This window comes from Phaeobacter sp. S60, from assembly GCF_000826845.1.
In the GTDB taxonomy this organism is placed as follows: Bacteria; Pseudomonadota; Alphaproteobacteria; order Rhodobacterales; family Rhodobacteraceae; genus Phaeobacter; species Phaeobacter piscinae.
The window spans coordinates 171,378-184,617 of the sequence record NZ_JSWJ01000011.1 but is presented as its reverse complement, the minus strand read 5'-3'; the positions used below and the strand labels follow the sequence as shown (position 1 = coordinate 184,617).

10 protein-coding genes and 2 tRNA genes are annotated in these 13,240 nt (G+C 60.5%); 5 read left to right on the top strand and 7 right to left on the bottom strand.

Annotation, left to right across the window (positions count from 1 at the left end; genetic code table 11):
- Position 1 precedes the first annotated feature (1 nt).
- The 5 genes from OO25_RS10850 to OO25_RS10830 form a co-directional block, all read right to left on the bottom strand.
- Positions 2 to 75: transfer RNA gene (locus OO25_RS10850), tRNA-Cys, on the bottom strand.
- 257 nt (positions 76 to 332) lie between these two features.
- A complete protein-coding gene (locus OO25_RS10845; RefSeq protein WP_040180078.1) occupies positions 333 to 1,082 on the bottom strand; it encodes a sirohydrochlorin chelatase in 750 nt (249 codons plus the stop codon).
- Between the two features lie 196 nt (positions 1,083 to 1,278).
- Positions 1,279 to 3,549 (bottom strand): PAS-domain containing protein, encoded by a 2,271-nt coding sequence (locus tag OO25_RS10840; protein ID WP_040180076.1) that lies wholly within the window; start codon positions 3,547 to 3,549, stop codon positions 1,279 to 1,281.
- Positions 3,546 to 4,799, bottom strand: coding sequence for an FIST N-terminal domain-containing protein (locus tag OO25_RS10835; protein WP_040180074.1), 1,254 nt, complete (start codon positions 4,797 to 4,799; stop codon positions 3,546 to 3,548). Before OO25_RS10835 ends, OO25_RS10840 begins: the two co-directional genes overlap by 4 nt.
- 17 nt (positions 4,800 to 4,816) lie before the next feature.
- Positions 4,817 to 5,533 (bottom strand): response regulator transcription factor, encoded by a 717-nt coding sequence (locus tag OO25_RS10830; RefSeq protein ID WP_040170354.1) that lies wholly within the window; start codon positions 5,531 to 5,533, stop codon positions 4,817 to 4,819.
- 348 nt (positions 5,534 to 5,881) lie between these two features.
- Here OO25_RS10830 and OO25_RS10825 point away from each other — a divergent pair, with 348 nt between their 5' ends.
- The 5 genes from OO25_RS10825 to OO25_RS10805 all read left to right on the top strand — a co-directional run bounded on the left by OO25_RS10825 (position 5,882) and on the right by OO25_RS10805 (position 11,769).
- A complete protein-coding gene (locus tag OO25_RS10825) occupies positions 5,882 to 6,430 on the top strand; it encodes a CoxG family protein (RefSeq protein WP_040180072.1) in 549 nt (182 codons plus the stop codon).
- A 121-nt stretch (positions 6,431 to 6,551) separates the two neighbouring features.
- A tRNA-Gly gene (locus OO25_RS10820) sits at positions 6,552 to 6,625 on the top strand.
- Positions 6,626 to 6,826: 201 nt separating this feature from the next.
- Positions 6,827 to 8,626: an ABC transporter transmembrane domain-containing protein gene (locus OO25_RS10815; protein WP_040170358.1), complete on the top strand. Its 1,800-nt coding sequence runs from the start codon at positions 6,827 to 6,829 to the stop codon at positions 8,624 to 8,626.
- A gap of 181 nt (positions 8,627 to 8,807) precedes the next feature.
- A complete protein-coding gene (locus OO25_RS10810; protein ID WP_040170360.1) occupies positions 8,808 to 10,703 on the top strand; it encodes an acyl-CoA synthetase in 1,896 nt (631 codons plus the stop codon).
- Positions 10,704 to 10,842: 139 nt separating this feature from the next.
- Positions 10,843 to 11,769 carry an alpha/beta hydrolase gene (locus OO25_RS10805; RefSeq protein ID WP_040170362.1) on the top strand — a complete coding sequence of 309 codons (927 nt, stop codon included), beginning with the start codon at positions 10,843 to 10,845 and terminating at the stop codon, positions 11,767 to 11,769.
- 8 nt (positions 11,770 to 11,777) lie between these two features.
- Here OO25_RS10805 and OO25_RS10800 read toward each other — a convergent pair whose 3' ends face one another.
- Positions 11,778 to 12,341 (bottom strand): DUF4453 domain-containing protein, encoded by a 564-nt coding sequence (locus tag OO25_RS10800; RefSeq protein WP_040180304.1) that lies wholly within the window; start codon positions 12,339 to 12,341, stop codon positions 11,778 to 11,780.
- 56 nt (positions 12,342 to 12,397) lie between these two features.
- Positions 12,398 to 13,234: an alkaline phosphatase family protein gene (locus tag OO25_RS10795; protein WP_040180071.1), complete on the bottom strand. Its 837-nt coding sequence runs from the start codon at positions 13,232 to 13,234 to the stop codon at positions 12,398 to 12,400.
- Positions 13,235 to 13,240 lie beyond the last annotated feature (6 nt).

Sequence of the window (13,240 nt, the reverse complement as noted above, 5' to 3'; positions counted from 1 at the left end):
TTGGAGGCGAGTACCGGAATCGAACCGGTGTACACGGATTTGCAATCCGCTGCGTCACCACTCCGCCAACTCGCCTTACCGGTGGTGTGAGGCGTGATTAATCACATGCGGGGGAGCGGTGCAAGGGGAGCCGTGCAGAACTGGGCGGAAAAATTGAAAAAATCCGTTGTGGCGCTGCCTTGTCCTAAAGGGCACGCTGACCTCAGGCTGGGGGAGGTCAAGACAGGTGCCTGTCCCGGTGATATTTGTTCGCACAACAATCGGATTTGGAATACTCGCGGCGACGACGCATAGCTGCGGGCAATATGCAGGAGCGCCCCGCTGCCTTCAGATCAGGTTGACGTGACACCGGGGCCGGAAAGGGCTTTGTTGAGCGCGTTTGCAATCAGCTGTGGCACCTGCGGGAGTGCCCCGAGAACCGGCAGAGTATCGCCGCCAAAGCCTGCATCGGCCAGCGCATCGGGAATGTCGTCACGCACGTGCTCGCCCGCTTGCGCAAAAAACGGCAGGCAGAGGTTGGGCCGCGCTGGGGCGGTGTCTTCGAACACTCGGGCGGTCGTTGCGATGCGCGGGTCTTCCTCAACGTAACCGGTGGCCAGCGTGGTGCCGGGAAGGCGGTCGCGCATCGCCGTTGCAAAGGCCTCTGCCGCCTCTGCGGCCTTGGGGCCACGGGCTGAGCCATGTGCCGCGAGCAGAATACGGGTTTGGGAAAGGGACCAGCCGCGTGCGGCGCAGGCCAGGGCAAGCGCATCGCAGGCAAGGCCGGGCAGGTTGGGGTCAAGCCCAAAGGGCGGAAGATGATGAACGTCGTGCCCTTGCAGCCGTCGTGGCAGCACAGAACTGGTAAACCAGCCATTTGCCATAAAGAACGGATAAACCAGCGCGCCCTGAGGTGTCACCTGTTCCAGCCTGTCGGAGGTGGCAAGGGTGGCCGAACGGATATCCCAGTCCGGCAACAGGGTTGCGACCGCATCCGCAAGCTCTGCCAGCGCGCGTTCCTGCGGGGCGGGATCGGAGGGCTGGCCGTGTGCGGTGATGACGGCGGTGGGCCGGTGCACCGGTATAGCGTGGGGAGAGGTCATCTGGCGTGGTTTTCCGACTGTGCGATGATCTGGACGGCGAGGGCGGGCTAGATATCGCAGATAGAGGTTTCGTTGTGGATTTACTACGTTGTGCTTTCACCCACGGATCACTTTTGCAGCGGCAGAGCGTGGCGGGTCACTCGGTTGCCTTTGTCAGGGCAGCGGCGGATTCAGGCAAGGGCGCGCTGATTGGGCATCAAACCTGCGGGGACCGCAGATCGTTGAGAAAGCTGCGCAGCTGCTCCGTGTGGATCGGCTTTGTGAACAGCTGGGCATCCAGTCCTTGCGCCAGCGTGGTGATGTCTGGGCGGAGGGTGGCGGACATAAGGCATGCAGGGAGAGGACCAAGATCGCGACGCAGATCCTCGATGACTTTGGCGCCGCTTAGGTTTGACCCCAGGTGCAGATCGATCAGCAGAACATCCGGGGCGACCTCAATTTCGGCCAGCAAGGTCCGGGCTTCACCCTCGCTGGCGCAGGGCAGCACGTCGATCTGCCATTGTTCCATAGTGAGGCTCAGCGCCTGCCGCAGGTCTGTATCGGCAACAATCAGCAGCGCGATCAATTGCGGCAGCTGCGCAGCGGCAGGGCGAGGGGGCGCCGCGTCAAGAAGCGATGCCTCGCCGATCTTCGGCTGGGCGGCGTCGCGGGGCAGGTCAATGGCAAAGACCGTTCCACGCCCGACCTCAGATCTGAGTGTCAGGGGGTGGCCAAGCAGCGCGCAGGCACGCTCCACAATGGCCAGCCCCAGCCCCATTCCGTCAGCAGCACTCGCCGTGGCATTGAGGCGCTGGAACTCCGCGAAAATGCGGCCGCGATCTCGTTCTGCAATACCGATCCCCGTATCCCAGACCTCAACCCGGACGGAGGCGTGACGGGGCCGTACGCCAATCAGGACACCACCTTGGTCGGTGTAGCGCAGAGCGTTGGAAATCAGGTTCTGCAGGATGCGCCTCAGATAGGTCACATCACTCAGCACGCGCGCCCGACTGGGTCTGAGGCGCAGGGTCAGTCCTTTTATATCAGCGATCGGGCGCATCTCGTCCCGCAGTTGGCCCAACAGATCATCCAGATCGAGGGGGGCCACATGGACCTCGGCGCGACCGGAATCCAGCCGTGAGATATCAAGGAGGGCGGAGACCAGCGTTTCGACACTGTCCAGCGCATTGGCCGCCTTATGCAACGTGTCCTGAGGCGCACCGTCGGGAAGTTCGCTTTCCAGAGCGGCGACAAAGAGTTTTGCGGCAGATAAGGGTTGCAGCAGATCATGGGAGGCGGCAGCGACAAAGCGGGATTTGGACGCATTGGCCCGTTCAGCGGCCTGCAGCGCGTCTTCCAGCTCCAGCGTTCGCTCCAGCACGCGTTGTTCCAGGGTGTCGCGTGCCTCGCTCATGGCACGGGCGGCCTGCCGTTCGGCGGTGACATCGGTGAAGCTGATCACAAAGCCGCCATCGGGCATATCCTGCATAAACACCGTCAGAACCCGCGTCGCACCCTGCTGAATATCGAAAGAGAGCGGAGCCCGCGCGCGCTGATCGGCGGTGGTCTTTGCGGAAGCTGAACTGTCCCCCAATGCGGTGCGCGGGCGCGCCCAGTCTGCGACTTGATCGGCGATATCCGCCTGCGCAAAGGTAAAGGTCTCGCGCAGTCGCTCAAAAATACCCTCAAACCGGCTGCCGATGCGAAATCGCCCGATCGGGATCGACAGCAGATCCCCCATCAGCCGGTTCCACCCGACCAACCGGGCCTGCTGATCGAAGATGCAGACCCCCTGGTTCAGATGTTCTAATGTGGCGCGGATCAGGCGGGCCTGATCGTCGAGAATGCGTTCACGTTCCTGATGCTGGATCCGCATGATATCCGTGACATCGGTCTGCAGGATGACCGTGCCGTCATCCGGCGTCCGGTGCTCGCTCACCTGCACCCACCGATTGCCGGTCATGCGGACGTTGAACATGACGCTGCGGTCCTGATGTCGTGCTAGTCGGCGCGCAGCCCAAGTGGTGGGGGGCGTGCCTGTCGGCAGCGACAGGGCCGTGCTGGAACTGACCAGCTGAACGTAGCTGTCAAACCTCAATCCCGGACGCAGATCTGCGCAGATGTCCGGCATGTGCATGCCAAATCGGCTGTTGCACATCACCAGCACATCCTGCGCATTGAAGAGCGCGAACCCTTCCTGCACGGTTTCAATGGCATTGGCGAGATTGGCGCGCGCGGCTTCGGTTTCGCGGTTGGCCTCGGCGAGCTTGGCGTTCGAGAGATTGAGCAGATCCAGCGTGCGCTCCAGATCGCGGGTGCGGCTGCGGATTTCCTCTTCCAGCAAAACAGCGCGTTCGAACTGCGCATAGGCAAGGCCGGAGGCATCGGTATCCTGTTCCACCCGGCGCATCAGGGTTGCGGTGATTTTCAGCAGTTTTTCATTCTGCCGTTCCAGAGAATCGCGCGGATCAATCAGGCCTTCGGTCATGGCCTGACCGCAGTGTCGTCTGTTTCGGGCGGGTAGATGGCCACTCCGGTCAGGGTCTGGTTCACATGGATGGAGTTCACCTGCTCCCCATAGGTGCAAAACCCAACCGCGCGGTGTTTGGCCAGCAGCGTGGAGATCTGAGGGGTCAGCTGTTTCTGCTGGGCCTCCATCCGTCGCAGCAGGCAATCGCAGGCCAGAATCACATCCGGTGTCCGGGTCTCTCCCAGCGCAGAGAGTGCGTGGTCGAGATGATCCACCATATCGAGAGGCTCTGCCAGTGTCAGCACGACCCCTTCGTCGATGGCGGAGAAAAACACTAGATCGCCAGTGTCTGCGACCTGTTGGATCGCGCGCACATGATGCTGGCCACCAATGCGCACCACGACGGGATGGGCGGCAAAGGTGAAGGTGGTCAGCTGTTCCGGATCCTTGCCCAGCAGGCGCGCATATTCCCGCGCTGCCGGTTCGGCGTTGATCTCATGGACCAGTCTGCGAGCAGGATCAGCCCCGGTTACCACCATGCGCTGGGCCGTCGGTACCAGATGATCGGTGTTGAAGACTTTGATCGGGCAGTTGCTGCGGATCTGTAGCAGGACCGCTGCGTCCTGCCGTGCCTTCCCATCACAGAGGACATATGTCGCGCCAAAATCGCTGCCATCTCCGGCGGATCCGCCAAACAGTGGCACCGGGCCAAGCCCCGGCGCAAGATCGGCAGTGAGCGCGTCCTCCTTGACCGACAGCCCATCAATCAACAGGAAGGCAAATTCGGATCCCCACTGTGGTGTCTCCCGCGCCATATCGTTGCGATTGCGAATGATCTGGTCGATCTGGCTCTGGGCATCATAGGCGTTCAGATCGTCAATCGGCAGAACACGGGCGCTGAAATGGCTGCGCGGAAGGCCGATGGCGACAATCTCTCCATCTGTGTAACCGGCCTCGCCGATTTCGCCTGCGGTGGTACAGCCAACCACCTGTGCGGGGGCCAGATCATGTGCGGCCGCCGCGCTGAGCGCATCGATATCGGCTTGGGGAGAGACAAAGAGAATGATCAACTCAAGCTCATCCAACGGCGCCAGCATCTGCGCCAACCTCGCCAGCGCATCAGGCGCGTCGGCGTCTGCAAAACCGGTGCGGGTGATGCGACCGGCGTGATGCAATGCGGCAGCCATAGCTGGCAGAGTGCGCTCGGCCTCCGCCTGTGCGGCTGCGGGGATATCGGTGTTGGCGCGGGGACGGGCAGGGCGTGTCATGCTGGATGGTAGGCAGTTCAGCCCAGATCTTGCAAGACGTTTGCAAAGCTGGTTTCCTTTGCGATCAGAACTGCTTGGGTGCGGCTTTGCACACCGAGTTTGCGCATGATTGCGGTGACATGAGCCTTGACCGTGGTTTCGGCGATGGACAGGTCATAGGCGATCTGCTTGTTCAGTTTGCCAGCACAGATCAGCTGCAAGATGCGCGCCTGCTGATTGGTCAGTGTCGCCAGTCGCCCGGTCGCGTCCTGCGTTTCGCTGTCGCGCGGCAACAGTACATAGCCAGGCGGGACAAAGGGCGTGCCCTTTGCGATGGCGTCGAACGCGCTGATGTAGATCTCGCGCTGGCTGTGCTTGGGGACGAAACCTGCGGCACCTGCGTGAATGGCGGCACTGATCACCCGATTGTCCGCCATGGATGAGACGACTAGGATCGGCGCGCTGGTGGCGTTGCGCAACCGGATAAGCCCGTCCAGCCCATGAACATCCGGCAGATTCAGATCCAGAACCACCGCATCGGGGGCCGCTTTATCGGCGATCTCGGCCATGGCCCGTTCCAGTGTCGGTGCGGTTGCGATGGTGCTAATCCCGACTGTCGCGCGCAAGGTCATCGCCAAAGCGTCGCAGAACAGCGGATGATCCTCGACGATCAGCGCGGTGACAAAGCGGGCCAAGCCTTGCGGATCGGCGGTGGCGCTCTGCGTCGTGGCTGTTGTGGGGGACGTCTGTGTCATCGAGCTCCTGAGGTCGGGCGGCTGGTTCTGTGGCATAGGTCAGGCACTTGCAGTGACTTAAGCGCTGCTGTCGGCGAGAATCATGCTAACAGCAGAGATGCGGACCTACCAATAGGCGAAAGGTCGAAGGCGATGATCATGATCTGCGATCTGGACCGACAATGGTCAAGAACAAGCTGACGGCACAGGCTGACCGAAAGCGTTTAGGCGGGGTAGCCCACCGTTGGCCTGCAACCAATGTCGCATATCGGGGCGGTTCCGGTTTAGACTATGCAATGTCATGCAGGCCGTCCGCTGTCTGCCAGGATTGAGATCCCCAGCCGATCGCCAGAAGAAGGAATAGCGCTTATGAAACTTGCCGATACCCGCACCATAGCTGCCCCGCGCGCCGAGGTCTGGCAGGGGTTGCTGGATGCCGAAACCCTGAAGAACGCGGTGCCGGGCTGTCAGGAGATGGACGGCTCCGCCGAGAATGGCTTCACGGCGGTCGTTGTGCAGAAAGTGGGTCCGGTGAAAGCGACGTTTCGCGGGACTGTGACGCTTTCAGATCTTGATGCGCCAAACAGCCTGACCCTGCGCGGCGAGGGGAAGGGCGGCGCTGCCGGTTTTGCCAAGGGGGATGCCCATGTGACTTTGAGCGACGGCGAAGATGGGCAGACCCTTCTCAGCTATGAGGTGGAGGCCAAAGTTGGCGGCAAGCTGGCGCAGCTGGGCAGCCGTATCATTGATGGCTTTGCCAAGAAGATGGCCGATCAGTTCTTCGAACGGTTTCAGAGCGCTGTTGAAGCCGATGAGGCAGCTGGCGCCGACGCGGAGGCAGACGACGCGGACACCGAAAACCCCACCGATGACGACGCGCCGCGCAAGGGGTGGATTGGCCGCGTGCTGGGCAGCTGACACGGCCAAAGATCAGATCTGCGGCAGTCGATGGTTCCAAGCGAAGCTGCGAAATTTGAGATTTTCACGCCAGATCCGCTTGACGCTCAGAAAGCACCGATTTATAGACCAAATTCCCTGAGCGGGTATGGTGAAATGGTATCATAAGAGCCTTCCAAGCTTAAGGTGCGGGTTCGATTCCCGCTACCCGCTCCAGGATGTCCCACATCAGCTGCTACTTGTGCCGCCTGCGCACTCACCCTTCACAACGCGGCACGTCTGGTTGATCTGCGGCATGCGGCGCTATGGCCAGGGATGATGGTCTCTGTGCGCTTGACCTTAGAGGTTTGCGCAGTCATGAACCTTGGCGATGCGCAGGCTCGAGAACCTGCCACACGGAACGTCGAAGGAGCTGACATGGCGGGAAATCAAGCGGTCCCGACTGCGGATGTAGAGCGCGAGAAATCACGCAAAGTTGGTGTTCTTTCCGCACTGTGGCCATTCATGCGTCCCTATCGTGTGCTGATGGCCATGGCGACGCTGGCGCTGGTGTTGACAGCGGGTCTATCGCTGACCCTGCCGCTGGCGGTACGTCGGGTTGTCGACAATTTCCGGATCTCCGAAGCCGCGCTCCTCAATCAGTATTTTGCCGCTGCCCTTGTGATCGCTGCGCTGTTGGCGGCAGGCACCGGGCTGCGTTACGCGCTGGTCACACGGCTGGGCGAGCGGGTGGTTGCTGATATCCGCAAGGCGGTGTTTGACCGTGTCATTGGCATGAGCCCGGCGTTCTATGAACAGATCATGACCGGCGAGGTACTGAGCCGGATCACCACAGATACCACGCTGATCCAGTCGGTTCTGGGGTCCTCCGTGTCGATTGCCCTGCGCAACATGTTGATCTTCATCGGTGGTTTGGCGCTGATGCTGCTGACCTCGGCCAAGCTGACCAGCCTCGTGCTGCTGATCGTGCCTGCGGTGATCGTGCCGATCCTGGTGCTGGGGCGGCGCCTGCGCAAGATCAGCCGCGAGAACCAGGATTGGATCGCGGCCTCGTCTGGCAATGCGGGGGAGGCGCTGGGCGCAGTTCAGACGGTTCAGGCCTACACCCATGAAGGTGCAAGCCGGAGCGAATTCAGCCGTCTAACCGAAACCGCCTTTGACGTGTCGATGCGACGGATCCAGACACGCGCCTTTCTGACTGTCATCGTGATCTTCTTGGTTTTCTCCGGGGTGGTTGGGGTGTTGTGGATGGGCGCCAATGACGTGCGCGCAGGTGTGATGACCGAGGGCACCTTGGTTCAGTTTGTGATTTATGCGGTTCTCGTTGCAGGCTCGGTTGCAGCACTGTCGGAAATCTGGAGCGAATTGCAGCGGGCCGCGGGGGCGACCGAGCGGCTGGTGGAGCTGCTGACAGCGATAGATCAGGTCCAAGATCCCAAGCAGCCCCAAACGCTTGTCACACCAGTGCGCGGGGAAATCCGGTTTGACAACGTATCCTTCCGCTATCCGGCGCGTCCACAGATCCCGGCGTTGGTGGATGTTTCCCTGACCGTGCAGCCGGGGGAAACGGTTGCCTTCGTCGGGCCGTCTGGTGCGGGTAAGACAACCATCATCCAGATGATCCAGCGGTTTTATGATCCGACGTCTGGTGCCGTTTGCCTGGATGGTATGCCGTTGCGGGATCTGCAACGGGATGATTTCCGCAAACATATCGCCTTGGTGCCGCAGGATCCGGTCATTTTTGCGCTGTCCGCGCGTGACAACATTCGCTTTGGCCGCCCCGGTGCCAGCGACGCTGAGGTTGAGGCCGCTGCCCGAGCTGCAGCAGCGCATGAGTTTATCACCGCACTGCCCGAAGGCTACGACAGCCAGGTTGGCGAGCGCGGTGTCATGCTCTCGGGTGGGCAGAAACAGCGGATTGCGATTGCCCGTGCCATTCTGCGTGATGCGCCGGTGCTGCTGCTGGACGAGGCGACATCTGCGCTTGACGCGGAAAGCGAACGTCTGGTGCAGGCGGCTGTAGACGAGCTAAGCCAGGGGCGCACCACATTGATCGTGGCGCACCGGCTGGCGACCGTGAAGAAGGCAGACCGCATCGTGGTCATGGAAGAGGGGCGCATCGTGGCCACCGGCACCCATGACCAACTGGTCGCCGAGGGCGGTCTTTACGCTCGTCTGGCGCGGCTGCAGTTCACCGATGGACTGGCTGCAGAATAGGCAAATCCCGCCTCAAACGGTCACTATTTCGGTTTCAAGGTTGAAAACTGTCAAATGTCGCTGCGTCAAAGCGCAGGCTTCCTTGACGTGACCCTGTCGGCGCGCTTGCACGACAGGCCGTTTCAAATCATTTTGTGTTAACTGAAATTCCCCGGCACAAGGGGACTAGGGGAGGAAACCAATGGGATTTGCCACGGCCGCGGACTGCTTGGCACTAGTGAATGAAATGCCCTTCGGGCAGCGAAACATGCCGACAACGCTCTATGGGTTGTTGTCCCGTACGGCCGGGAAGTTTCCTGACAACAAGGCGGTCAGCTATCAGATCTTCTCGGGCCCGACCGACAAGGCCGAGACCCTGACCTGGCGCCAGCTGAAGGATAAGGTCACTCAGGCGGCGAATATGTTCCGCTCCATGGGGATCGGAGAGAAGGACGTCGTTGCCTATATCCTGCCCAACTGTAACGAAACGGTTGTGACACTGCTGGGCGGCGCTGTGGCCGGGATCGCCAATCCGATCAACCCATTGCTCGAGCCAGAGCAGATCGCCTCCATCCTGCGCGAGACCGGGGCAAAGGTGGTGGTGACGCTGAAGCCGTTCCCGAAGACCGACGTGGCCCAAAAGGTCGCCGAGGCGGTGCGCCACGCGCCTAAGGTAAACACGGTTCTGGAAATCGACCTCAACCGCTATCTGACCCCGCCGAAGTCTTGGATCGTGCCGATGATCCGCCCAAAACTTGAGGGCAAGGACAAGCTGGCGCATGCGGACTACAAGAACTTCAACAAAGAGCTGCGCAAGCATCCCACCGAGCTGACCTTTGCGGATTCCGACAGCGACCGCGTGGCCTGCTATTTCCACACTGGCGGCACCACCGGCATGCCTAAGGTGGCACAGCACACTTATTCCGGCATGAACTACAACGGTTGGCTGGGCAGCAAGCTGCTATTCACTGCCGAAGACAACATCATGTGTCCGTTGCCGCTGTTCCATGTCTTTGCCTGCCATGTGATCCTGATGGCGGCTGTTGCCTCCGGTGCGCATGTGGTGTTCCCAACGCCACAGGGCTATCGCGGCGATGGTGTCTTTGACAATTTCTGGAAGTTGATCGAACGCTGGAAGATTTCCTTCATCATCACGGTGCCCACGGCGATCTCAGCGAAGATGCAGCGCCCGGTGGATGCGGATGTTTCCACCGTGAAAACCGCTTTCTCCGGTTCGGCCCCCTTGCCGGTCGAGCTGTTCAAACGGTTTGAAGAAGCAACCGGCGTCAAGATCGTCGAAGGATACGGCCTGACCGAGGCAACCTGTCTGGTGTCCTGCAATCCGGTTCAGGGTGAGAAGAAAATCGGCTCGATCGGTATTCCGCTGCCCTATACGGATGTGAAGATCGTCAAAGGAACTGAGAGCGGCGCAGTTGAACTGGGTGTGGATGAGATTGGCGAGATCTGCATCTCCAGCCCCGGTGTCTATGCCGGTCACACCTATACCGAGGTCGAGAAAAACGACGGTCTGTTCTACAAGGATCAATACCTGCGCACTGGCGATCTTGGGAAGCTGGACAGCGACGGGTACCTCTGGATCACCGGTCGTGCCAAGGATCTGATCATTCGCGGTGGTCACAATATCGACCCGGCCGAGATTGAAGAGGCGCTTCTGGGGCATGAGGCCGTGGCCTTTGCCGGCGCCATCGGCCAGCCGGATGCTCATGCCGGCGAGGTGCCTTGTGCCTTTGTCGAGCTGGTCGACGGTGCCAGTGTTAAAGCAGAGGAGCTGTTGGCCTATTGCCAAATCCACGTACATGAGCGGGCTGCGATCCCCAAACATGTCACTGTAATGGATGAGTTGCCGAAAACCGCCGTGGGCAAGGTCTTCAAACCGGATCTTCGTAAGAATGCCATCACCCGGATCTACAACGACGCGCTGCTCAAGGCTGGTCTGCCAGCCCGTGTCGAACAGGTGGTCGATGACAAAGGTCGCGGTCTGGTCGCGCAGGTCGAAGAAAACGGTGCCAAGGCCTCGGATATCTCCGATGTGCTGGGGGTCTTTACCCGCCCGTGGGAACCCCTGCCCAAGGCGTGATCGCCTGCCTTCGGCATTGGTCTTTGTAAGAGTTTGAGAAAGCGTCCCACCGGGGCGCTTTTTTCAATTCTGGGGCATGGTTTTTGACCGCAGCGCTGCTAGGCTCATCCCGCGTGCTACGACACAAGGAACAGGCGAGATGAACTACGAGCGGCTGATCGACGAGGAAACTTGGGCCTTTATCCGCAAGACCGGCGAATGTTATCCGGATGACGCGGTGGATCTGTCGATTGCCGAACAGCGTAAGGTCTATGACGCCATGGCGGCTGAGTTTCGCGCGGCGCGTCCTGATAGTGTCAGCTGCGAGGATCGTCTGGTGGGTGCCGTTCCGGTGCGGATCTACACCGCCGGAGAACCGGGCTGCACGGTGATGTACTGTCATGGCGGCGGGTTTGTGGTTGGCGGGTTAGACAGCCATGACGACGTCTGTGCCGAGCTTTGCGCGCAAACCGGTTATCGCGTGGTCGCTGTGGATTACCGTCTGTCGCCCGAACACCTGCATCCTGCTGCCTTTGAAGATGCCTGGGCGGTCTGCCAGTGGATCTCTGCCAGCTTCGATGGCGATCTGGTCCTGGCCGGGGACAGCGCCGGTGCCAATCTCTGCGCTGCGGTGGCACATCATGCCCGTGGACGGCTCACGGGGCTGGTCGGTCAGGTGCTGATCTACGGGGCCTTTGGCGGTGACATCAACGAAGGCTCTTATCTGGAACATGCGCAGGCCCCAATGCTGACGCGGGATGACATTCTGTTCTATGGACAGCTGCGGCGCCCGGAGGGAAGTGAGGTCGGCACTGACCCGACATTGGAACCGCTTGCTGACAATGATTTCTCAGATCTGCCTGCCACCGTGCTGGTCACCGCTGATTGCGATCCCGTGCGCGATGACTCCCGTCACTACCGCGACAAGATTTTGGCAGCCGGGGGCAAGGCACATTGGATCAATGAGCCGGGGTTGGTCCACGGCTATCTGCGCGCCCGCCACAGCGTTGGCCGCGCCCGCGACAGTTTTGAGAGGATTTCCGTTGCAGTGGAAGCGCTGGGGCAGGGGCTCTGGCCTTATGAGTGACGCCGACCCTAGCCTGCAAAGTCACGGCATTGTTCGGGTGCGGCACTGCGGTCGTACCATCCACCGCTTTTGACGCGCCAGTCGCTCGTGTGGGTGGTCACATAAGACCAGTTGCCCACCGGGAGATGGGAATACCCAATGACATCGCCGGGCTGGATCACTCCTATTCGCGCCGTTCCTGCACTGTGACCTGAGTAGAGCGGCACCGGACCACCAAGCCAGCCAAGGCAGGCGCTTTCAAATTCATCGCGGATCGGCAGATCGACAAGAAGGCGGCGCAGATGGGTGTCATTCAGTGCCAGCTGACGGCGCTTGGTATTGACCTTGCAGCCGTGAAACTGCTCTAGCCCCCGGATTTCCTGCACCTGTCGATTGCTGTGTGGGTCAAGCGCGACCGATTTGCCCAGACAGTCGCTATTGTCAAAGACGCTTCGCCCCAATGTCGACCCGAAGCAATAACCGGCCCGGTCCATGATCAGATTCCGCGTGAACCAAAGATCGTCACAGCCATCCTGCGCCAATGCGGGCAGCGGCAGAAGCAGCAGTATCAGGGCAAGGCAATGTCGGGTCATGGCAGGCTCCTGTCGGGCGAATACATCGATCATCCAAAGAAGCCTGCCACGGATCCTCAGCTGAGGAAAGATTTTGCCTTCATCGTGTCGGCAATTGGCGCACCAAGACGGCTGAGAATGGTGGGGGCCAGTTGCAGCTGATCAATCACCACATCCTCTGCAGGGCCTGTCGCATCGCCAAAGTAATAAAGCGCGGTTTCCTGTTGCAGGGGGCTGCGCCCGCCGTGGTGGCCGCGCTCATCCTGGCCATGATCTGCGGTGACGATGATCTCATAGCCCATGTCGCGCCATTTGATAATGAACGGGGCCAGCATCTCGTCCATCACGAAACAGGCGTGATCCATCTCCTGACAGTCGTGAAAGAACCGGTGCCCCATGCAATCCAGCGTGCAGGTGTGCAGCATGCCGTAGTTGAGGCCAAAGCGTAGGCAAAGATTGGTTAGCGTGCCAAAGAGGTCCACGTCGGAGGGGGTCATCTGGTTGACCAGCCCGTAGCCGGTCATCGAATGGAACCGCCCGTGATTGATCGTGGCGCTGTCGGCCTCGTCATACTCCACATCGCGCACCGGATCATAGGGATGGCGATTGAAGAAGGAGGACCAGAAGCTATGGGCAACTGCACCTGTCACGCCACCACCCTGACGTACCTGACTGAATACATCCTTGTGCCCCAGACGGAAGACATTGCCATTGCCGGTGCAGCCGTGCTCAGCCGGGACCACGCCGGTGTGGATCGAGGCATAACAGCTGGCGGAAATCGACGGCAGCACCGCCCGGTGTTTCCAGACCCGTGCCTCGCCGCTGTCGACCCAGCCTTCCAGATTGCCAAACAGCCGACGGAAATTGCGCCAGGGGACGCCGTCCAAGATGATGAGGAGAAGTTTGTTGTCCATCGCAGA

Excerpts from the sequence above, each read along its gene's own strand:
- OO25_RS10845 (WP_040180078.1), bottom strand. The coding sequence starts at position 1,082 with ATGACCTCTCCCCACGCTATACCGGTGCACCGGCCCACCGCCGTCATC.
- OO25_RS10840 (WP_040180076.1), bottom strand. The coding sequence starts at position 3,549 with ATGACCGAAGGCCTGATTGATCCGCGCGATTCTCTGGAACGGCAGAAT.
- OO25_RS10835 (WP_040180074.1), bottom strand. The coding sequence starts at position 4,799 with ATGACACGCCCTGCCCGTCCCCGCGCCAACACCGATATCCCCGCAGCC.
- OO25_RS10830 (WP_040170354.1), bottom strand. The coding sequence starts at position 5,533 with ATGACACAGACGTCCCCCACAACAGCCACGACGCAGAGCGCCACCGCC.
- OO25_RS10825 (WP_040180072.1), top strand. The coding sequence starts at position 5,882 with ATGAAACTTGCCGATACCCGCACCATAGCTGCCCCGCGCGCCGAGGTC.
- OO25_RS10815 (WP_040170358.1), top strand. The coding sequence starts at position 6,827 with ATGGCGGGAAATCAAGCGGTCCCGACTGCGGATGTAGAGCGCGAGAAA.
- OO25_RS10810 (WP_040170360.1), top strand. The coding sequence starts at position 8,808 with ATGGGATTTGCCACGGCCGCGGACTGCTTGGCACTAGTGAATGAAATG.
- OO25_RS10805 (WP_040170362.1), top strand. The coding sequence starts at position 10,843 with ATGAACTACGAGCGGCTGATCGACGAGGAAACTTGGGCCTTTATCCGC.
- OO25_RS10800 (WP_040180304.1), bottom strand. The coding sequence starts at position 12,341 with ATGACCCGACATTGCCTTGCCCTGATACTGCTGCTTCTGCCGCTGCCC.
- OO25_RS10795 (WP_040180071.1), bottom strand. The coding sequence starts at position 13,234 with ATGGACAACAAACTTCTCCTCATCATCTTGGACGGCGTCCCCTGGCGC.